The sequence below is a fragment of the Vreelandella xerophytica genome (assembly GCF_968048975.1).
The window spans coordinates 2,479,898-2,498,435 of the sequence record NZ_OZ309106.1; the positions used below are offsets into that span (position 1 = coordinate 2,479,898).

Sequence of the window (18,538 nt, forward strand, 5' to 3'; positions counted from 1 at the left end):
GCTCCTTGGGGTGGTTAATTACAGCGCCTGTTCGCGGGCAATCGCCCGGTAGGCGATATCGCGACGATATTCGACGTCGTTCCAGTGGATCTTGCTGACCCCCTGATACGCCTGCTCCTGGGCGTGTAGAACGCTATCACCAAGCGCGGTGACGCAAAGCACCCGCCCACCGGCGGTCACGGTGTCGCCCTGCCCGTTTTGCGCGGTACCGGCGTGAAAGACCTTGCAGTGCGCTTTTTCAGCCTGTGCAAGGCCCTCGATCACATCGCCTTTGCGGTAGCTGTCCGGATAGCCGCCGGCGGCCATGACAATTCCGACCGCGGCGCGACTGTCCCACTGGCACTCGAGGCCGGCAAGCTCGCCCTTTGCCCCGGCCAGACACAAGGCAGCCAGATCGGAGGTCAGACGCATCATGATAGGCTGGGTTTCCGGGTCGCCAAAACGGCAGTTGTACTCGATCACCCTGGGGCAACCGGCGGCGTCGATCATCAGCCCTGCATACAGGAATCCAGTGTAGGCGTTACCTTCCTCGATCATGCCGCGCACGGTAGGCAGAATCACCTGATCCATGATCCGGGCATCCACTTCAGGCGTCACGACCGGCGCCGGCGAGTAGGCGCCCATGCCGCCCGTATTGGGGCCGGTGTCACCATCATAGGCCCGCTTGTGGTCCTGGCTTGTCGCCATGGGCACCACGTTCTCGCCATCGACCATGACGATGAAGCTCGCTTCTTCGCCTTCGAGAAACTCCTCGATGACCACCCGGGCACCGGCGTCGCCAAAGGCGTTGGCTTCCAGCATATCGCGAATGGCCGCTTCGGCTTCGGCTTCGCTCATCGCAACGATCACGCCCTTGCCCGCGGCCAGGCCATCGGCCTTGATGACGATCGGCGCGCCGACCTCGGCCAGATAGCCGAGCGCTTCGTCCACCCGGGTAAAGGTCTGATAGGCGGCCGTTGGAATCCTGTGACGGGCCAGAAAATCCTTGGTAAAGGATTTGGAGCCCTCCAGCTGGGCAGCCGCCCGGGTGGGACCAAATATGGTCAGACCCGCATCCATGAAGCGGTCCACCACGCCCATGACCAACGGCGCCTCGGGCCCGACGACGGTCAACGCCACGTTTTCGCGCTGGGCAAATGCTAAAAGACGGTCGATATCCGTAGCCTCGATGGCCACGTTCTCAAGCGAAGGCTCGGAAGCAGTACCGGCGTTGCCCGGGGCAACGAATACCTTTTCCACGCCCGACGACTGCGCCAGTTTCCACGCCAGGGCGTGCTCTCGCCCACCGCCACCTATCATCAAAACGTTCATGTCTTTCCTTCTCAAACGGGTGCGTTACTTGGGCGCATTATGCCACAGCCAAGCGCTGCATGAACTCACGGGCGCTTATTGTCGTCGTCTTCATCCGGCGAAGCGGGCTTTTGCAACGTGCTTTGCCAAAAGCGCATATTCTCTTCGGCAAGCTCACGCATCAGCTCCATCGGCGAATGCTTGAGCGCCTGCTGCCACTGGTTCTGCATCCGTTTTTGCTGTTGCAGCATCAACTGGGTGCCCTGCTCGAGATAGCGCGCCAAGGGCAACGGCGAGGACATATCATAAACCCGAATGAGCTGGGCCAGCAGGTCGTTGGAAAAGACTTCGGCGTCGTTGTCGGCCTGCTCCTGCTCGATGATGATCGAGAGCAGAATCGTGCGCGTCAGATCCTCACCGCTTTTGGCGTCCTCGACGCGAAACGGCTCTTCCTCGATAATCAAACACCGCAGATCTTCAAGCGTTACATACCGGCTTTGCTGGGTATCGTACAATCGCCGGTTGGCATATTTGCGAATCACGCGCACTGCGCATCTCCTTAAACGCGGTAAAGGCTTTTCTCGCCATTGCTGGTATTGTGCCTGCAACGCACACGCATGCAAGCCAAGTGACGCATATCGTGCACTCGGCGCCTTGATCTCGTAACCAATCGATGAGACCCATGAACCTGATACTGCTTGCCCCCGACGAGCTTGGCGCCGACCGGCGCGCCACCGTGACCGATACGCGACGCCTGAAACACTTGAGAGAAGTCCACCGCGCACAGGTCAACGACGAATTCACCGTGGGTGTGCTTGGCGGGCATGTGGGCAAGGCGCTGCTTGTGGAGCTTGACGCTCAGCGCGCGATCTTCGAGGTGGCCCCTCTTGAAAGCGCGCCCCCGCCCCCGCTTCCCGTGCACCTGGTATTGGCACTTCCCCGCCCGCGTATGCTGGCGCGCACGCTCGAGCACGTGACCGCCCTGGGGGTGAAAAAGCTGACCTTGCTGCATACCAGACGCGTGGAGAAAAGCTATTGGCAGTCACCGGAGCTTGGCCCGGAGAAGATACGCCAGCACTTCATACTGGGCCTTGAACAGACTCGGGATACGATATTGCCGGACATCCATCTGGCCAAAGGCTTCAAGCCGTTTCTGGAAGGTCAGCTTCCCTCGCTGTTAAGAAGCCACCGCGGGCTTTTGGCCCACCCCGGCATGCCCAACGCCTGCCCGCGCGACGTGACCGAGCCTACACTCTTGCTGGTCGGGCCAGAAGGCGGGTTCATTCCCTGGGAGGCGGAAAGACTGCTGGAGGCAGGCTGCGAAGGCATTCATCTAGGCCCTCGCATCCTGCGAGTGGAAACTGCCGTGACGGCGCTGCTGGCCAAGCTTTTCTAACTCGACGGGCAGGCCTGTATACAGGGTGCTTCAGGCAAGTGAAGCGCCCTGGGGTATCAATCCTGATCGTCCTGGGGGTCATGAGCCACGTACTGCGCCTCGTCACCGCAGTTCGGGCTTTGCAGGAAGGTATTCTCCACGTCCAGAAGCCCCAGGTGACTGATGGTACGCCGACCCAGCAACATCGGGTAGATCATCTCTTCGCGGTCACGAAGGCTGAACTGCTCTTCATAGATCGTATCGCCCATGCAGATATCCAGCAGCACTACCGGGCGGTCGTCCGAGCCGCCGGCGCCCCGCACGGTCTGCTCGCGATACAGCGGCCGCTCTATCTCGTCACTGAAGGTCTCTCCGCTTTGCTGATCATCCAGTTGAAGGCGAAAGCGCACCCAATCTTCCCCTTCTTTTTCAAACAGTTCGATATCGCGAGCGTCAAGCGATGAGGTCAGCGCGCCACTATCGAGTTTCGCCTTTACCGTAATGTCCCAGGTATCGATCAGGGCGTTTTCAACCCAACCGTATACCTTGGGCTCTTCGGCCGTGGCGTGAGTGCTTGCAATCAGCGCGCCGGTCAGAGCGAAAAGCCCGACCATCTTTGGAAAACCCTTGTTCATGCCGTGTCATCCTTGAGTAAAAACTGTTTTGTGAACATCCATCCGATCAAACGCTATCGTGTTACTGGCGATACGACTTGCCAGGAAATAGCGTTTTTCAACGGAGCCGTTCCAGCAACGACTGAGTCGCAAAACCGTCCGGCGTCAGGCCCTGGTCTTGCTGAAACGCGCGTAATCCGCTTTGTGTATTCGGCCCCATGATGCCGTCCGGGGTGCCGACCGAATACCCGGAAGCGTTAAGCCGTTGCTGAAGGGTTCTGACATCGTCCCGAGTCAAAGGTGCCTCATCCCGAGGCCAGGATTGCGAAATACCCTCGCGCCCGGCAATGGCGTCGCTCAACGTTCCCACCGCCAGGGCGTAGCTGGTGGCATTGTTGTAGCGCAGGATGGCGCGGAAATTAGGGCCGGCTATAAAAGCAGGACCCTGCGCGCCAGCGGGCACGATGATCGCGGCACTTTCGAACTCGGGCAGTTCGCCGTTGAGTGCGCGCACCCCCTGGCTTGCCCATTCGCGACTCGTGCGGCGCTCGGTCTGAGAATAGTCGAACGAGTCGGGCAGAATGACCTCCCGGCCCCAGGGCTGACCCGCCTGCCAGCCGGCTTTAGCAAGATAGTTGGCGGTGGAGGCCATGACATCGGGAATGCTGCCCCAGATATCGCGCCGACCATTGTTGTCACCATCGACGGCGTAGGCTTCGAAACTTGAAGGAATGAACTGCGTATGGCCCATCGCCCCGGCCCAGGAGCCTTTCATCTGCTCGGCCGCAATGTCCCCTTGATCGATGATGCGCAGCGCGGCCAACAGCTCATTACGGGCGAACTCTCGGCGGCGGCCATCGTAGGCCAGAGTGGCCAGGGCCTCCAGGGTGGAAAAATCCCCGAAATTGCTGCCGTAGTTGCTCTCGATCCCCCAGATGGCCACGATGATCTCGGCGGGTACACCAAAGCGATTCTGCATCTGATCGGCGATCTGGCGGTGGGCTTGAAGCTTTTCCCGGCCATTGCTTACCCGAGCATCCGAAACCGCCGAGTCCAGGTATTCCCAGATGGCGCGAACGAACTCGGGCTGATAGCGGTCAAGCTCGATGACGCGCTCCCGATAGCGCAAGCCGTCGAAGGCGTCGCGCAAGGTGGCCTCGCTGATTCCCTGATTACGGGCGTACCTACGGAACTCGCTCAGCCACTCATTGAAATTGGCATGGCGAAACTCCTGTGCCGCCCGCGCATCGACTTCGCTCATCAGCTGAAGGTTGGCCTGGGCCGGAAGCGCCGCCATCAAACCACCCAGCGCCAAGCCCAGTGCACCCAACCGAACACTTTTGTAGCTGACTGATGCATTAACTTTCAATGACGCTAATTTATTAATTTTCAATGACATAGTATCGCTCTCCTGGCAATCCCTGGCAGAGAGTGATAATGGCTCAGAAACGGGCGAGATACCAGCGCAAGTCGTGCGCAGAAGCCGGTGTCTTCACTCCTCGGCTTCCTCGGCTTCCTCGATCTGCTGAGGAGCCTGTACGGGCTGCTTTTTAGCCGATGGCGCTGAACGGGCGTCCGAAATGGGTACGACATTGGAGGAATCGCCCGACTGCAAAGACGCGGCTGGCGTTTCATCGAGCAACCAGCGCTCCCACTCATCCGGCAGGACACAGGGCGCAGTGAAGGTTTCAGGGGCGCTGCGCCAGGGCTGATGACGTTCCACGCCGAACTCCAGGGACTCAAGTTCCGGCAACCAGTGTGCCACGTAAAGCCCTTTCGGATCGTAATGTCTGGCCTGCTTCAACACGTTGAAATAACGATCCTTGCGTCCATCGCGGCCAAAGCCTGCAATATGGCTCCAGTTGCCCCAGTTGTTGGCAGCGTCGTAATCGATCAGACAGTGCTCGAACCACCACGCCCCCAGACGCCAGTCGACCTTCAAGTCCTTGACCAGGAAGCTGGCCACGTTCTGGCGCGAGCGACTGGAGATCCAACCGGTATGATCAAGCTCGTACATGGCGGCATCGATGAACGGCACGCCGGTTCTGGCCTCACGCCACAGGTTGAACTTCTCGCAGGGGGTGGGCAGCGCATCGCTGCCGAAAAGGCCCGCCCCTTCTACCTGGGCATTACGATGAAAATAGTCCCGCCATAGAAGCTCGAAGACGATCCATTGGCTGGATTCATTGGCACCGTTCGCCTCTTCCCAGGCCTTGACCTCTTTATAAACCTGGCGTGCCGACAGGCAGCCATTGGCAAGCCAGGGCGAAAAACGCGTCGAGAAGTTGGCACCCAGCAAACCATTACGGGTCTTCTTGTAGGATTCAGCGCCGTTTAGCTGCCACAGATAGTGATACAGACGGTCATGAGCGGCGCTTTCTCCGCCCACAAAATTGAATCCTTGGCGCTCGTCCGGTTGCCAGAAGGCGCTTTCTTCGCTGACGGTCTTGAGCGGTGGAAATCCACGGGAAGCATCTTCCGGCCAGCCGGGGAGCGTAATGGGCGCATTCGCCGCGCCCTTGAACGCCCACTGCTTCTCAACGCGCTGACGAAAAGCGGAAAAGCTGGCGGGCATGTCATAGAGCTTGAAAGGCAGCTCGTCCGCATCAAACAGATAGCCGCTGTCCATACACTCGAGCGAGCTGCATGCAGGCAACGATTTCGCCACATTATCGATATGACAGGTCTCTTCAAAGCCCGAGTGGGTCGCTACCCTGACGCTGCGCGCCTGGTACTGCTCGGCAAGCTGTACAACTATTGAAGCAGGATCACCAATGCGTACCGATAAATCACTGCCGCGCTGTAGAAGCTCGCCACGAAGCTCCATCAGGCTCTGCCATAGAAAACGCAGGCGTGCCGACCCCAGCCGAGGTTTCGATTCACCGGGCAATACCGGCTCGAGCCAACGCTTATCCAGCACATACAGGCAGATAAGCTGATGCGGACGAGAGTCGAACTGAAGCAACGGATTGTCTGCTACGCGCAGGTTGTCGTGTAGCCAGACAATATCGGTGATGGTGTTCATGCTAGGAGCCTCCTAGGCGTGCTTTGCTGGCTGGGTGTGCATGGGCGGCGTAAAACCGCTTCAGCGCTCCACATCAGCTTTGCGGCCATCCTTGTCAGGGACGTGGGCGCAGGCATAGAACGCAGTCATCGTAGGCTTTAAACCCAAGTTTCAAGCGCAATGGCGGATGGTCTTTCAGTTTACTTTAGAGTAATACCTGAACACATTATCTTATACAATACAATTATTGTACATAACGGGAGAGGTTATTTTTTTATCCCTTCAAGCAGGATCACAAAAAAAGCCGCACCAGGAGGAGCGGCCTTTTGTTAACGCAGGTTATGAAAAATCAGGGCATTCAAGCCATTAGCGCATTCGTATTACACACGAACCTGTCTTAGTTCGGGTCGCTGTCACGGGGGGTTCGCTTGGCGTTCTCCTGGGTCTCCAACCCACTTTTAAGCTCGTGGGTCAGCGGATCGTAGTTGGGTTTCAATTCGTCCTTGACGGTGCCGCTCCAGAGCTTGGAACCGACAAAGTAGCCCGCTCGCCCGATCACGTGAGCCGCGACGGGGGCCGTCATGAGAATGAACAGGATGATCGCGAACGACCGGGCAACCACGCCTACCTCGGCAAAGTGCATGGCCGCCGCCAGCATGATCAATATGACGCCCAGCGCAGCCGCCTTGGTCGTGGCGTGCATACGGGTCAACAGATCCGGCAGGCGCAGCAGACCGATGGCGGCCAGTAGAATAAACAGCGACCCGGTGATCAAGAGCGTCCCTTTAATGACTTCAATCATCCCGCGGCCCTCCTCTTTCCAGAAAGCGAGCAAAACCGATCGCGGCAAGAAAGCCCATCAAGGCGATCACGATGGCGGCATCGAGAAAACTTGCTACCTCGGACTGCACGGCGTAGACGCCCACCAGCCCCACCACGGTGGTCGAGAAAAGCTCCAGCGCCACCACTCTGTCCGGCAGACTAGGGCCTCTGACCACACGCACGAAGGTGAGAAGCAGGGCCAGCCCCATAATCACCTGGCTAATCAGGATCACGGTACTCATCAACGAAACAGCTCCAGTGCGCGGTGTTCCATCTCTTTCAAGTTGCGCCGCAACTCGTCTTCGTCGTCCAGGAACATGGCGTGAATGTACAGAACCCGGCGATCGTCGGAGACATCGAGACTCAGCGTCCCCGGGGTGAGAGAGATAAGATTCGCCACCATGGTAATTTCCATTTCGGTACGTGCCGATAGCGGAAGCGCAATGACCCCGGGCTGCATATGCCAGGGCGGCGTCAGAATATCAAAGCCCACGCGCAGGTTTGCCTGAACAAGCTCCTTGATGAAAAAGCCGATAAAGCGAATGATGCGAGGAATTCGTGCGGGGTAGCCCTTGAGTGCATCGACCTGATTCTCGATCAGCACCAGGGCGATATAGCCAAAGATCATGCCCACCAACAGGTTCAAGCCGGTAAAATCACCGCTCAAAAGCACCCAGGCAAGCCCCAGCAGCAGGTTCCAGATAGCCCCGGTCATGGCAACTCCTCCGCAGGTACGTCCACTTGTTCGCCCTGCAGCTCGAAAGGCTCGACGATACTGGCCTCAGCGCTGTCGGCCACCCCCAGTACCGCCTCCACATAGCCGGAGGGATCAAACAGCTGATCTCCGATGATCATCATGACCTGCATGATCGGTTCGGCAAAGATACCGATCAGCAGCGACATGAACGCCAGCACGACCACCGGCAGATACATCATCCAGAGACTAGGCTTGAGAAGACGTCCGTCATCGCCCACCGGCGTTTGCGCAGCGGGGACATGGTTATCCTCGGGAAGCGCTTTCCAGAATACCTCATTCCAGATCTTCACCATGGAGTAAAGCGTCATCAGGCCCACCGCCAGCGCGATTCCCGTGGCCACATAGGCTTCGGCCTCAAGGCCTGCGCGAATCAGCACGAACTTGGCGAAAAAACCTGAAAGCGGCGGTATGCCGGCCAGGGAAAAGGCGGAGATGAAAAAGGCCACGGCAAGCCAGGGGCGCTGCCGGTAAAGCCCGCCCATCTTCTTGAGCTGGTAGGTCCCCTGCAGCCGATGGGTGATACCGCTGATCAGAAACAGATTCGTCTTCACGACAATGTTGTGCATGATGGCGAACGCCCCACCGGCAATCGCCAAGGGCGTATAAATCGCCAGCCCCAGAATCATGTAGCCAATCTGGCTGACGATATGAAACGACAGGATACGCCGAAATTCGTACTGGGCGGCGGCGCCGAGCACGCCGGTCACCATGGTGAAGACTGCTCCCCAGAGCATGATGTCCTGCAGATACCCCATGGTCTGGTCGAACATGAGAGTAAACACTCGAAACAGCGAATACACGCCCACCTTGGTCAACAGCCCGGCAAAAAGCGCAGACACCGCAACCGGCGGCGTGTGGTAGGACGCAGGCAGCCAGAAAAACAGCGGGAAGGCCGCGGCCTTGATGCCAAAGGCCACCATGAACATCACCGCCAGCACCTCGACCATGCCCGCGTGCTCCATCTGCTCGATGCGCACAGCGATATCGGCCATGTTGAGCGTACCCACACTGCCGTACAAGAGCCCGATGGCGGTAAGAAAGATGACCGATGCCAGAAGGTTGAGGGTCACGTACTTGATCGCCCCCTCCATCTGCGCCCGCTCACCGCCCAGAATCAAGAGCGCGAACGAAGCCACCAGCATGACCTCGAACCATACATAGAGATTGAAGATATCCCCGGTCAGAAACGCCCCGGCCACGCCGGCCAGCAACAGGTGCATCAAGGGATAATAGCCAAACTTCTCGTGGCCCCGGCCGGTGGAGGCCAGCGAATAGATGCCCATGGCAAGCCCGATGATACCGGTCAGCAGGATCATCACCGCGCTCAGCATATCGGCGATCAGGGTGATACCGAAAGGCGCGGGCCAGCTGCCCATCTGCATGGTGATGTAGCCATCGCCCAGCACGGCAACGAAAAGCCACAGACTGACGCCCAGCAGGGCCACGTTACCCGCCACGGCAAGAAAGCGCTGCATGGGACGTGAGCGCCAGAACACCAGCGAAAGCGCGCCGGAAAGAAGCGGCAATAAAACGGGCAATGCAACTTCAGGCCTCACGTGTCGGTATCCTTCATCTTATCCAGGTCGTCTGCCTTGACGATTTCGTAGGCACGGCGAATCAACACCACGGCAAAAGCCAGCACGCCGAAGGCGATCACGATGGCCGTCAGCACTACCGCCTGGGGAAGCGGGTCGGCCACCTCGCCTAGCGGCTGGTACATTCCCTCGGGAATGAGTGGCGGCGCTCCCCGGGTCATGCCCGCAGTGGTGAAGATCAAAAGGTTCGCGGCATTGGACAGGAGCAAAAGCCCGATCACCAGCTTCACGATCGAACGCCTTAGCATCATGAAAACGGCGGTGGCGTATAAAAGCCCGATCGCCAGGGCCATTAGTGGCTCCATACAGCGCCTCCCTGCTTTTTAAGGTTCATCTTTATCCACCTCCATCAGCGCCATCACCATGCCGATGACCGAGCCCAGCACCGCCAGATACACGCCCACATCGAAGATGAGCGGCGTGGAAGCCTTGAAGTCGATCACCGGAATGGTCCACCACTGAGCGGTCAGAAAAGGCTGGTCCATGAACCAGGCGGGCACGATCGAAATCATGCCCAGAAGCAGCCCTGCCCCGATCAGATCCCGCGGGTCGAGCATCCGCAGTACCTCCTTGGTAGCGCTGACGCCAAAGGCAAAGAGATAGAGTGTAAAGCCACCGGCGGCCACCAGGCCGGCGATGAACCCGCCGCCGGGCTCGTCGTGGCCGCGCAGCAGCAAAAATACCGAGAACATCAGCTGCAGCGGCATTAGAAAGCGCGCGGCCGTGTTCAGAATGATCGTGCCTGACTTAACCATCGTAGGGCTCCTTGGGCGCGGCCTTGTCACTGTCGCCGGCTTTTCCCTCGCCCGGCGTGGTATGGCGAAGCTTCAGCATGGCGATTACCCCGATGGCGGCAAGAGCGAGAACGAACATTTCGCCCAGAGTATCCAGCGCCCGGTAGTCCACCAGGATGACGTTGACGATATTGCGCCCGTGAGCCAGCGGTGCGCTGTTTTCCACCATGTAGGCCGAGATCGGCTCGAACTGATCGATGCTCCACGCCGTGAGGACCAGCAGGAAAATCAAGACCCCCATGGCAACCGCGACCGAGCCGTCGCGAATCCGCTCGAGATTGGTGGACAGGTTGGAAAAGCGCGGCAGCCTGAAAAGCACCAATACCAGCAGAATGACGGTCAGCGTTTCCACCAGCAACTGAGTGATCCCCAGATCCGGCGCACTGAAGAGAATGAAGATCAACGCGATGGAGAACCCCATGATACCCACCGACACCACCGCCCCCAGCCGTGAGCGGGAAATGGTGGCGAATAGCGCGCCCATCGCCATGGTACTGACCACGATGATTTCGTGAAAACGCACGTCCAGCTCGAAATTGAGAAGCGGCGTATGGCGCACCAGCAGCGAATAGCCGACCAGCACGATCAGCACCACCAGCATGACAAGAATGTAGTTGCGCATGTAGCCATTCTGCAGCACCCGGGTCTGCCACTCGGAGAAGCGCACGGTGGCATTCATCACACCTTCATAGCCTGCCTCGGGCCCGCGGCGCTGGATCGGGGCCAGCACGCTCAAGCGACCACGCACGTTATCCCAGCGCTTGAAGAGCACAAAGCCCAGCGCCAGACTCACGGTCGACAGGATCAGCGCCGCATTCACGCCATACCAGAGCGAAAGAGATACATCCAGCGTTCTCCCCACAACGGCGCTGGCCGCCGCTGTCAGTAGCGCGTCGATACCTAGAAATGCCGGCGCCAGGCCAAAGAACAGCGAACCAAAAGCGAGCAGCCCCGGGCCGAGCAGCATGCTCAGCGGCGCCTCGTGAGGTTCGATGGGCGTAGGCCGGTACTTGCCGAAAAACGGGCGCAGCGCCACGATAGCGGCCACCGCAATGGTCAATATCGCCGAAACGAACGCCAGGCCCAGAAGCACTGCCTGAAACCCTTCCGCGCCAAGCACGGCTTCAAGCATGAGCTCCTTGCCGATAAAGCCGAACAATGGCGGCACACCGGACAGCGAAAGCGCCGTTACAAAGGCGATGGTGGCGGTTATCGGCATCACCCTGCGCAGGCCGCCCATTTCAGTGACATCCTTGGTGCCGGTTTCATGATCCAGAATGCCCGCCACCATGAAAAGCGCTCCCTTGTACAGGGAATGGGCGAGCAGGAAGGTCACGAAGGCCGTCATGGCGTAATCGCTACCGATGCCCAGCAGCATGGTCAACGTGCCCAGCGCCATGATGGTGGAGTACGCCAGAAGCTTTTTGATGTTGGTGTGATGGATGGCCAGAAAGGCGCCGGTAAACATGGTGGTCGCTCCCACCAGCGAAAGCGTCCATACCCAGAGTTCGGTGCCGCCAAGCTCCGGTTGAAGGCGCGCCATCAGGTAGATACCCGCCTTTACCATGGTGGCAGAGTGCAGGTAGGCCGACACCGGCGAAGGCGCCGCCATGGCATTGGGCAGCCAGAAATGAAACGGAAACTGGGCGGATTTGGTGAAGGCGCCCAGCAGCAGGCAGATCAGCATCGGCGTATAAAGCGGATGCTGGCGAAGGTCTTCCCCGCTGGCCAGTATTTCGGAAAACGACCAGGCATCGCCTGCAATGCCCAGAAGCACCAGCCCGCCCATCAGGGCAAGCCCGCCGGCAACCGTGACGAACAGGCCCTGGCGTGCGGAGTTGCGCGCCTGTAGATCGGTATGCTTGAAACCGATCAGCAGGTAGGAGGTGATACTGGTCAATTCCCAGAAGACAAAGAGCGTCAAGAGCCCGTCGGCCATGACAAGCCCCAGCATGGACATCATGAAGCCCAGAATTGCCACGTGAAAGCGTGCCATGTCCGGGCTACCCTTCAGATAGCCTCCGGCGTAAATCAGCACGCAACTGCCGATGATGGTGATCAGAAGACCAAAGAGCAGTGACAGACCGTCGATCATGAACGTCAGGCTGATACCCAATGAGGGCACCCACTGCCACTCTAGAAGCAAGGGGCCGTCGGTGATGATGCTGCCCGCCTGACTCAAAAGCCATGCGGCGATGGTGGCGGGAAACAGAGCCAGTACGAAACTTGCCTGCTGGCCAAACCAGCGGTTGAGCAGGGGCGATGACGCGGCCAGTAAAAAGCCTAGCAGGACGGCGAGCTGCATCTGACACGTTCTCCTTGGTTTACCCCCGTCGCGTGAACGGGCGCGCTACTCGCGGCGTATCCGTTACCGGAGCGTTGAATAACTGTGATCCTAAAGTCGTAAACCTTATAACAGCCTATCCAAAGTTTCCAGAAATCTCGGCCGCCTCATCGTCTGGCAGAAAACTGGACCGCTGAGTTAGTGCTTGAAAAGACTTGGATAATTGCACCCCTAAGGCGTTGAAAGCCAGCCCCCGAGCTCGTTGTTGATCATATCGACCAGCGCCTCGACATGATCGTCCCGATCGTTCAAGCAGGGAATGTAGCTGAACGTTTCGCCGCCGGCGTGGATGAAGCTTTCGCGTATCTCCTCCTGAATCTCTTCCAGGGTTTCAACACAGTCTGCCGAGAACGCGGGGGAAATGACCGCGATATGCTTGTGGCCTTGCCTGGCCAGCTCGGCGACGTGTTCCACCGTTGCCGGACCCACCCACTTTTCCGGGCCGAACTGTGACTGAAAGGCGGTATCGATCGCGTCTTCATCGAACCCCAGGGTTTCACGCAAAAGCCGCGTGGTCTTCTGGCAATGACAGTGGTAGGGGTCGCCTTCCAGCAGATAGCGCTCCGGCACGCCGTGGTAGCTGGCCACCAGCTTGCTGGGCCGGGTGGTGAAACCGCTGTAGGCCTCTTCTACCGAGTTGGCCAGCGCCCTTAAATAGGCGGGATGATCGAAGTAAGCGGGTACGGTGCGAAGCGCGGGCTGCCACTTCATGCGCATCAGACTGCGAAATGCCTGGTCGTTGGCCGTTGCCGTGGTGGGCGAGCCGTACTGCGGGTAAAGCGGGAAGAAAACGATGCGCTCACAGCCTTTCGCCTGCATCTTGTCCAGCACACTGGCCGTGGACGGATTGCCGTAGCGCATACAGAAATCCACCTCCACGCTATCGCCGTAAAGCGCCTTCAGGCGCTGGGTAATCTTTTCGGTTTGCGCGCGTGTAATGGTTAAAAGCGGGCTCTCATCGTTTTGCGTGTTCCAGATGCTCTTGTACGCCTTGCCCGATGAAAAAGGCCGTTTGGTCAAGATGATCAATTGAAGCAGCGGCTGCCATTTCCAGTCGGCGTAGTCCACGACTCGCTTGTCCGAAAGAAACTCATTCAAGTAACGCCGCATGGACCAGTAGTCGGTATTATCCGGCGTTCCCAGGTTGGCAAGCACCACCCCGACCTTTTTGTGCGCCACCGGCGGATGAGACGCCGGTGCGTGGGCAAGACGTCCTTCGCCGGGCTGGTCTTCATGGATGGTCTCACTCATGACAATCGCTCCTGTTGATATCTGGTCGCAAAATTTTAGTCGCGAAAGCTTACCACTTTTCCACAAATCCGCGGCATGAAGTTATACTATCAACATTATTTGTATAACTTGAAGTGAGCTTATGTCCAAGCTCGTACCGGGTTACCCGGCGACCGGTCAAGCTTGTTCCGCCAGCGCCAGGAGTCGATGACATGCCCTCGCAAAACCGCCATGAAAGCCTGCGCGCCACGGCGCCAGTAACGCTTTTTTACGACGGCCATTGCCCTTTTTGCCTGAAAGAGATCGAGTGGCTCTTGGGCCACCCTCACCGCTCACGGGTAAACTTCATCGATATTCGTGCCAAAGGGTTTGAACCAGACGTTCACGGGCCGACCTTTGACGATCTCATGGGAAAATTGCACGTGCTGGATCAGCGGGGAAGATGGTATATCGGCATGGAGGCAAGCCGGGCCCTGTATGCTGTATTGGGCTACCGGCGATGGGTCTGGCTTTCGTGCTTACCGGGCCTGCGCGGGATGATGAATGCAGGCTATCGTCTGTTTGCCCGATACCGTGTGCGGTTGGGGCGGTGGTATGAAAAGGCTTGAAGCGGTGTTCCTGTTCCTAGAAAACGAGCGGCATGCGCGAGGCAAGCGGTTCGCTGTAGTGTGCGGCGCGGCCGATCATCTCATCGTGAGGCACGTGCTGTACCAGGTAGGCACGATGAATGCCGGCGCGCTTGAGCTCAAGATAGACGTCGTCCAACGAGCGAAAAAGCATGGGCTTGCGCCGCTGGGTCAGCATATGGCGATTGCCCTCGACATCCTCGAGCTCCACCTGATAGAACCCGCTACCCGAATGGGTAATCACGCGTATTTCAAAGTTGTCAGAGTCTTCAACAAAGACGTTCAGTTCGTTCAATTCCATGGATCCCTCCTGTTATTAGCGGTCATGGGGCACAGAGTGAACGTTCCCCATGACACTATTGTTACCCTAGCACAGTAACCTTAGCGCAATGCGTAACATTGCACTAATACGTCTGGACGGTCGTTGCGATGGTCGATGAAACCGTACGCCAGGACCCTGCGCTAGGACGACAACCGAATAAAAGAGTTCCTGACCATCTGGTCAATGCCTTGAAACCTCACTGGTACTGCGAGGGGTCGATCGCCTTGCCCAACGAATTGCGATCCACCCAATTCCCGCCTTTGGTTTCCTTGTAGCGAAAGACCACCTTGTCGCCCACGACAACCGGTAGTTCGGCGTCCTCGGTCTGATAGCTGAAGCTTTCGCCGTTGACTACCAGGTAGTAGCGGTAAAGATCCGGCATACCCAGCCACTCCTTGAACGGCCCTTCACGCTCGAGCGACTCAAGCTCGCCCCGCCCTTCCAGTTTGGGAAGACGCTTGCGGTTCCCCCGCCTAAAACCACCACCTGCCATGCGCTGCTCCTGTGTATTGAATCAAGGGGCGGCATTATACGGCCTGCGCCCCGATGCTCAAGTTAATCGCCGAACGCTTCGCCATAGCTATCCGGCGCCAGGTCCTCGAACCGGGTATATTTACCGATAAAGGCCATGTGTACCGTACCAATGGGCCCGTTACGCTGCTTGCCGATGATCAGCTCTGCAATGCCCTGGTTATCCGGATTATCCGGGTTGTACACCTCGTCACGATAGACGAAGGCGATGACGTCGGCGTCCTGCTCGATGGCGCCGGACTCACGCAGATCCGACATGACCGGGCGTTTGTTGGGGCGCTGCTCGAGGGAACGGTTGAGCTGGGAAAGCGCCACGACCGGGCATTGGAACTCCTTGGCCAGCCCCTTGAGCGAACGCGAGATTTCCGAGATCTCGCCGGTGCGGTTCTCGGAAAAGCCCGGAATCTGCATCAACTGCAGGTAGTCGATCATGATCAGCGCCATGTTGCCGTGCTCACGCACCACCCGGCGCAGCCGCGAACGCATCTCGTTGGGTGAAAGTGCGGCGGTGTCATCGATGAAAAGCTGCTTGTCCTTGAGAAGGTTCACCGCCGACGTCAACCGCGGCCAGTCTTCGTCCTCGAGCTGGCCCGAACGCACCCGGGTCTGATCGATACGCCCAAGCGACGAAAGCATCCTGAGCATCAACGACTCCGCGGGCATCTCCATGGAGAACACCATCACCGGCTTGTCGCTTGAAATGACCGCATGCTCGACGAGGTTCATGGCGAACGTGGTCTTGCCCATGGAGGGCCGCCCGGCAATGATCACCAGATCCGAGGGCTGAAGTCCTGACGTCATTTCATCCAGATCGCGAAAGCCCGACGAGAGCCCGGTCATCTCGCCTTTCATGTTGAAAAGCTCATCGATGCGGTCGACGGCCTTGGTCAGAAGCTCGCTCATGCCGATGGGCCCACCGGTCTTGGGCCGCTCCTCGGCAATCTGGAATACCAGTCGTTCGGCTTCGTTGAGAAGCTCGTCCGCCGGGCGCCCCTGGGGAGAAAAGGCGCCGTCGGCAATCTGGTTCGCCGCGCGAATCAGCTTTCTGAGCGTGGCCCGCTCACGCACGATATCGGCGTAGGCGCGGATATTGCTCGCCGAAGGCGTATTACGCGCAAGCTCGGCCAGAAAGCCTAGCCCACCCACCGTATCGAGCTGGTCGCGGGCTTCCAGCGCCTCGGACAGTGTCACCACATCCAGAGGCTGGCCGGACTCTGCCAGATGAATCATGACGTTGAACACCAGGCGGTGTTCGTAGCGGTAAAAATCATCCGCCACCAGGCGCTCCGAGACGTTATCCCAGGCCTGGTTATCCAGCATCAACCCACCCAAGACCGACTGCTCCGCCTCGAGCGAGTGCGGCGGCAACTTGAGCGCGGCCGTTTCCTTGTCCGCAGAAGGCTCCTCCATTGCGGGCTCCTTTCAATAGCGCAGTACGACACGGTGGCCAGCGGCCACTATCTTACTCAAACAGACCGTCAGCCAACCAGCGCCGGCGCGTTGAACGGTCCTCGAAACGGCGTTTGAAAGCGATCATGCCCACCGCTTTCAAACGCCGGCTCTTCTCAGGTCTTTCGTGGCGAGTCGAAGACCCTTCAGAAAAACAAAGGGCGCGGGAAGACCCGCGCCCTTTTCGGCGATGCTGGATGCGGCAGAATTATTCTGCGACAACCACCACGCGTACCACGGCGTCCACTTCGGCGTGCAGGTGCAGGGCAATGTCGTATTCGCCGGTTTGACGAATCGGACCCAGCGGCATGCGAACTTCGCTCTTGGCAACGTCGATACCGGCAGAGGAGATCGCATCGGCCAGATCACGAGGACCGATCGAGCCGAACAGCTTGCCTTCGTCACCCGCTTTGGAGACCAGCGACAGTTCGATGTCGTTGAGCTGCTCTGCGCGTGCTTCGGCTTCCGCTTTACGCTCAGCGGCCTGAGCTTCAAGCTCGGCGCGCTGCGCTTCAAACGCTTCTACGTTTTCCTTGGTTGCCGGTACGGCCAGGCCGTACGGTACCAGGTAGTTACGACCGTAACCGGGCTTCACAGTGACCTTGTCACCCAGGCCGCCCAGCTTACCAATGTTGTCGAGCAGAATGACTTCCATCTCGTAAACCTCTAGTCAATTGCTGCGGGCAAGGCGTGCGCGAACGTTCGCGAATGTATCAATCAGCCCCAACAGCAGCACAATGAGAATCGTGGGCAAGGTTGTGATCAGCAGTACATAAAATACCGCCAGCCACAGCCCGTTCATCCCCTTTAATCCAATAAACCCGTGCACTAGCGCAATGCCTGCCACCAGCAGCGGAACCCAGCCAACGATCAAGAGTGCTTCGCCACCCAGCAACAGCCCTACCACGCCAAGAATGGCCAGTAGCGCAAGCTCTCTGGGCATCAAGCGCAGCGCATGAAACTCCTCGCGAAAGCCACCGGGGTTATAAAGCCCGGCCTGCCAACTGCGCCCGAGCGCCAGACATGCGATCGCGGCCAGAAGCACAATCAGCCCCGTAACACCGCCCACCACCATCGCGGCGAGCGCCTGGGTATCGTAACCCTGACTCGAGAACTCGTTGAGCATGCCGTTCACTTCAGGCGAACTCTCGCGAAGCTGCTCGAGCATGAGTTCTGATCCACCCGGCAGGCTGAAGACCCCTAGCTGCACCATGAAGGCGGTGGCCAACGTGCCTACGATCAGCGCCTCGCTCCAGCGCATCCGCTCGCGTAGAATGACGGCCATCAGCGTGACCAGCAGTACGCTTGCCAGCGGAATCACGTCACCCTGCATCCACCAGAAACCGGCGGGAATGGCAGCGGCCAGGATAACCGGCAGCGCGGGAGCGAACCCGCGACGCAGCGTTACCAGAGCAGCAATGGCGGCCCCCAGCCAGAACAGCCAGGGCACTAGCGTTGCAAGCGCCGCTACGCCAACAGCGTAAAACGTTTTTTGCATCAGCCATCGTGCTAGTGCCAGCATCACGTCAAACGCTTACTGGTGGCTATCGGAATAGGGCAGCAGCGCCAGGTAACGCGAACGCTTGATCGCGGTCGCCAGCTGGCGCTGATAGCGTGCTTTAGTACCGGTGATACGGCTTGGAACGATCTTGCCGGTTTCGGTGATGTAAGCCTTCAGCGTGTCCAGATCCTTGTAGTCGATCTGCTTGACGCCTTCAGCGGTGAAGCGGCAAAACTTACGGCGACGGAAAAAACGTGCCATGGATGAGCTCCTTTAAAACGTGC

Annotated in this window: 21 protein-coding genes; 2 read left to right on the forward strand and 19 right to left on the reverse strand. The window is 58.7% G+C overall.

Going from position 1 to position 18,538, the window contains the following annotated elements:
* Positions 1-18: 18 nt before the first annotated feature.
* Together purD and phaR are read right to left on the reverse strand one after the other, a co-directional pair.
* A complete protein-coding gene (purD, locus tag ACWF8S_RS11620; RefSeq protein ID WP_447553478.1) occupies positions 19-1,311 on the reverse strand; it encodes a phosphoribosylamine--glycine ligase in 1,293 nt (430 codons plus the stop codon).
* Between the two features lie 65 nt (positions 1,312-1,376).
* The gene (gene phaR, locus ACWF8S_RS11625; protein WP_447553479.1) at positions 1,377-1,838 is read right to left on the reverse strand and encodes a polyhydroxyalkanoate synthesis repressor PhaR; all 462 of its coding nucleotides are present in this window, start codon (positions 1,836-1,838) and stop codon (positions 1,377-1,379) included.
* A 134-nt stretch (positions 1,839-1,972) separates the two neighbouring features.
* On the opposite strand from phaR, the gene ACWF8S_RS11630 reads away from it, so the two are divergent.
* Positions 1,973-2,686, forward strand: coding sequence for a 16S rRNA (uracil(1498)-N(3))-methyltransferase (locus ACWF8S_RS11630; RefSeq protein WP_447553480.1), 714 nt, complete (start codon positions 1,973-1,975; stop codon positions 2,684-2,686).
* 56 nt (positions 2,687-2,742) lie between these two features.
* Here ACWF8S_RS11630 and rloA3 read toward each other — a convergent pair whose 3' ends face one another.
* From rloA3 to hemH, 11 genes are all read right to left on the reverse strand, one after another.
* Entirely contained in the window at positions 2,743-3,300 is a 558-nt protein-coding gene (gene rloA3 / locus ACWF8S_RS11635) for a retropepsin-like aspartic peptidase RloA3 (RefSeq protein ID WP_447553481.1), read from the reverse strand.
* 97 nt (positions 3,301-3,397) lie between these two features.
* Positions 3,398-4,678: a lytic murein transglycosylase gene (locus ACWF8S_RS11640; RefSeq protein WP_447553482.1), complete on the reverse strand. Its 1,281-nt coding sequence runs from the start codon at positions 4,676-4,678 to the stop codon at positions 3,398-3,400.
* Between the two features lie 93 nt (positions 4,679-4,771).
* Positions 4,772-6,304, reverse strand: a complete 1,533-nt coding sequence (locus tag ACWF8S_RS11645; RefSeq protein ID WP_447553483.1) for a DASH family cryptochrome — start codon at positions 6,302-6,304, stop codon at positions 4,772-4,774.
* A 376-nt stretch (positions 6,305-6,680) separates the two neighbouring features.
* On the reverse strand, positions 6,681-7,085 hold the full coding sequence (mnhG, locus tag ACWF8S_RS11650) for a monovalent cation/H(+) antiporter subunit G (protein WP_447553484.1): 405 nt from the start codon (positions 7,083-7,085) through the stop codon (positions 6,681-6,683).
* Positions 7,078-7,347, reverse strand: coding sequence for a monovalent cation/H+ antiporter complex subunit F (locus tag ACWF8S_RS11655; RefSeq protein ID WP_447553485.1), 270 nt, complete (start codon positions 7,345-7,347; stop codon positions 7,078-7,080). Before ACWF8S_RS11655 ends, mnhG begins: the two co-directional genes overlap by 8 nt.
* A complete protein-coding gene (locus tag ACWF8S_RS11660; protein ID WP_447553486.1) occupies positions 7,347-7,820 on the reverse strand; it encodes a Na+/H+ antiporter subunit E in 474 nt (157 codons plus the stop codon). The genes ACWF8S_RS11655 and ACWF8S_RS11660 overlap by 1 nt, the downstream gene beginning before the upstream one ends.
* Positions 7,817-9,418, reverse strand: a complete 1,602-nt coding sequence (locus ACWF8S_RS11665) for a Na+/H+ antiporter subunit D (protein ID WP_447553487.1) — start codon at positions 9,416-9,418, stop codon at positions 7,817-7,819. Before ACWF8S_RS11665 ends, ACWF8S_RS11660 begins: the two co-directional genes overlap by 4 nt.
* Complete coding sequence (locus ACWF8S_RS11670; RefSeq protein ID WP_447553488.1) at positions 9,415-9,762, reverse strand: Na+/H+ antiporter subunit C; 348 nt, start codon at positions 9,760-9,762, stop codon at positions 9,415-9,417. The genes ACWF8S_RS11665 and ACWF8S_RS11670 overlap by 4 nt, the downstream gene beginning before the upstream one ends.
* Positions 9,763-9,780: 18 nt before the next feature.
* Positions 9,781-10,212 carry a Na+/H+ antiporter subunit B gene (locus tag ACWF8S_RS11675; protein ID WP_447553489.1) on the reverse strand — a complete coding sequence of 144 codons (432 nt, stop codon included), beginning with the start codon at positions 10,210-10,212 and terminating at the stop codon, positions 9,781-9,783.
* Entirely contained in the window at positions 10,205-12,556 is a 2,352-nt protein-coding gene (locus ACWF8S_RS11680) for a putative monovalent cation/H+ antiporter subunit A (RefSeq protein WP_447553490.1), read from the reverse strand. The genes ACWF8S_RS11675 and ACWF8S_RS11680 overlap by 8 nt, the downstream gene beginning before the upstream one ends.
* Before the next feature lie 210 nt (positions 12,557-12,766).
* A complete protein-coding gene (gene hemH / locus ACWF8S_RS11685) occupies positions 12,767-13,846 on the reverse strand; it encodes a ferrochelatase (RefSeq protein ID WP_447553491.1) in 1,080 nt (359 codons plus the stop codon).
* 191 nt (positions 13,847-14,037) lie between these two features.
* Here hemH and ACWF8S_RS11690 point away from each other — a divergent pair, with 191 nt between their 5' ends.
* Positions 14,038-14,433: a thiol-disulfide oxidoreductase DCC family protein gene (locus tag ACWF8S_RS11690; RefSeq protein WP_447553492.1), complete on the forward strand. Its 396-nt coding sequence runs from the start codon at positions 14,038-14,040 to the stop codon at positions 14,431-14,433.
* Between the two features lie 16 nt (positions 14,434-14,449).
* On the opposite strand, the gene ACWF8S_RS11695 is transcribed toward ACWF8S_RS11690, so the two are convergent.
* From ACWF8S_RS11695 to rpsR, 6 genes are all read right to left on the reverse strand, one after another.
* Positions 14,450-14,752, reverse strand: a complete 303-nt coding sequence (locus tag ACWF8S_RS11695; RefSeq protein ID WP_447553493.1) for a DUF6482 family protein — start codon at positions 14,750-14,752, stop codon at positions 14,450-14,452.
* A 217-nt stretch (positions 14,753-14,969) separates the two neighbouring features.
* Positions 14,970-15,266, reverse strand: coding sequence for a hypothetical protein (locus tag ACWF8S_RS11700; protein ID WP_447553494.1), 297 nt, complete (start codon positions 15,264-15,266; stop codon positions 14,970-14,972).
* 62 nt (positions 15,267-15,328) lie between these two features.
* Positions 15,329-16,714 carry a replicative DNA helicase gene (dnaB, locus tag ACWF8S_RS11705; protein ID WP_447553495.1) on the reverse strand — a complete coding sequence of 462 codons (1,386 nt, stop codon included), beginning with the start codon at positions 16,712-16,714 and terminating at the stop codon, positions 15,329-15,331.
* A 247-nt stretch (positions 16,715-16,961) separates the two neighbouring features.
* On the reverse strand, positions 16,962-17,408 hold the full coding sequence (rplI, locus tag ACWF8S_RS11710; protein ID WP_447553496.1) for a 50S ribosomal protein L9: 447 nt from the start codon (positions 17,406-17,408) through the stop codon (positions 16,962-16,964).
* Positions 17,409-17,423: 15 nt separating this feature from the next.
* A complete protein-coding gene (locus tag ACWF8S_RS11715; protein ID WP_447553497.1) occupies positions 17,424-18,275 on the reverse strand; it encodes a hypothetical protein in 852 nt (283 codons plus the stop codon).
* 12 nt (positions 18,276-18,287) lie between these two features.
* Positions 18,288-18,515, reverse strand: coding sequence for a 30S ribosomal protein S18 (rpsR, locus tag ACWF8S_RS11720; RefSeq protein ID WP_009097135.1), 228 nt, complete (start codon positions 18,513-18,515; stop codon positions 18,288-18,290).
* Between the last annotated feature and the right edge of the window lie 23 nt (positions 18,516-18,538).

What these genes read in the sequence shown, in the direction of transcription:
- purD (WP_447553478.1), bottom strand. Translation starts at nt 1,311, where the DNA reads ATGAACGTTTTGATGATAGGTGGCGGTGGGCGAGAGCACGCCCTGGCG.
- ACWF8S_RS11630 (WP_447553480.1), top strand. Translation starts at nt 1,973, where the DNA reads ATGAACCTGATACTGCTTGCCCCCGACGAGCTTGGCGCCGACCGGCGC.
- rloA3 (WP_447553481.1), bottom strand. Translation starts at nt 3,300, where the DNA reads ATGAACAAGGGTTTTCCAAAGATGGTCGGGCTTTTCGCTCTGACCGGC.
- ACWF8S_RS11640 (WP_447553482.1), bottom strand. Translation starts at nt 4,678, where the DNA reads ATGTCATTGAAAATTAATAAATTAGCGTCATTGAAAGTTAATGCATCA.
- ACWF8S_RS11645 (WP_447553483.1), bottom strand. Translation starts at nt 6,304, where the DNA reads ATGAACACCATCACCGATATTGTCTGGCTACACGACAACCTGCGCGTA.
- mnhG (WP_447553484.1), bottom strand. Translation starts at nt 7,085, where the DNA reads ATGATTGAAGTCATTAAAGGGACGCTCTTGATCACCGGGTCGCTGTTT.
- ACWF8S_RS11655 (WP_447553485.1), bottom strand. Translation starts at nt 7,347, where the DNA reads ATGAGTACCGTGATCCTGATTAGCCAGGTGATTATGGGGCTGGCCCTG.
- ACWF8S_RS11660 (WP_447553486.1), bottom strand. Translation starts at nt 7,820, where the DNA reads ATGACCGGGGCTATCTGGAACCTGCTGCTGGGGCTTGCCTGGGTGCTT.
- ACWF8S_RS11670 (WP_447553488.1), bottom strand. Translation starts at nt 9,762, where the DNA reads ATGGAGCCACTAATGGCCCTGGCGATCGGGCTTTTATACGCCACCGCC.
- ACWF8S_RS11675 (WP_447553489.1), bottom strand. Translation starts at nt 10,212, where the DNA reads ATGGTTAAGTCAGGCACGATCATTCTGAACACGGCCGCGCGCTTTCTA.
- ACWF8S_RS11680 (WP_447553490.1), bottom strand. Translation starts at nt 12,556, where the DNA reads ATGCAGCTCGCCGTCCTGCTAGGCTTTTTACTGGCCGCGTCATCGCCC.
- hemH (WP_447553491.1), bottom strand. Translation starts at nt 13,846, where the DNA reads ATGAGTGAGACCATCCATGAAGACCAGCCCGGCGAAGGACGTCTTGCC.
- ACWF8S_RS11690 (WP_447553492.1), top strand. Translation starts at nt 14,038, where the DNA reads ATGCCCTCGCAAAACCGCCATGAAAGCCTGCGCGCCACGGCGCCAGTA.
- ACWF8S_RS11695 (WP_447553493.1), bottom strand. Translation starts at nt 14,752, where the DNA reads ATGGAATTGAACGAACTGAACGTCTTTGTTGAAGACTCTGACAACTTT.
- ACWF8S_RS11700 (WP_447553494.1), bottom strand. Translation starts at nt 15,266, where the DNA reads ATGGCAGGTGGTGGTTTTAGGCGGGGGAACCGCAAGCGTCTTCCCAAA.
- dnaB (WP_447553495.1), bottom strand. Translation starts at nt 16,714, where the DNA reads ATGGAGGAGCCTTCTGCGGACAAGGAAACGGCCGCGCTCAAGTTGCCG.
- rplI (WP_447553496.1), bottom strand. Translation starts at nt 17,408, where the DNA reads ATGGAAGTCATTCTGCTCGACAACATTGGTAAGCTGGGCGGCCTGGGT.
- ACWF8S_RS11715 (WP_447553497.1), bottom strand. Translation starts at nt 18,275, where the DNA reads ATGCTGGCACTAGCACGATGGCTGATGCAAAAAACGTTTTACGCTGTT.
- rpsR (WP_009097135.1), bottom strand. Translation starts at nt 18,515, where the DNA reads ATGGCACGTTTTTTCCGTCGCCGTAAGTTTTGCCGCTTCACCGCTGAA.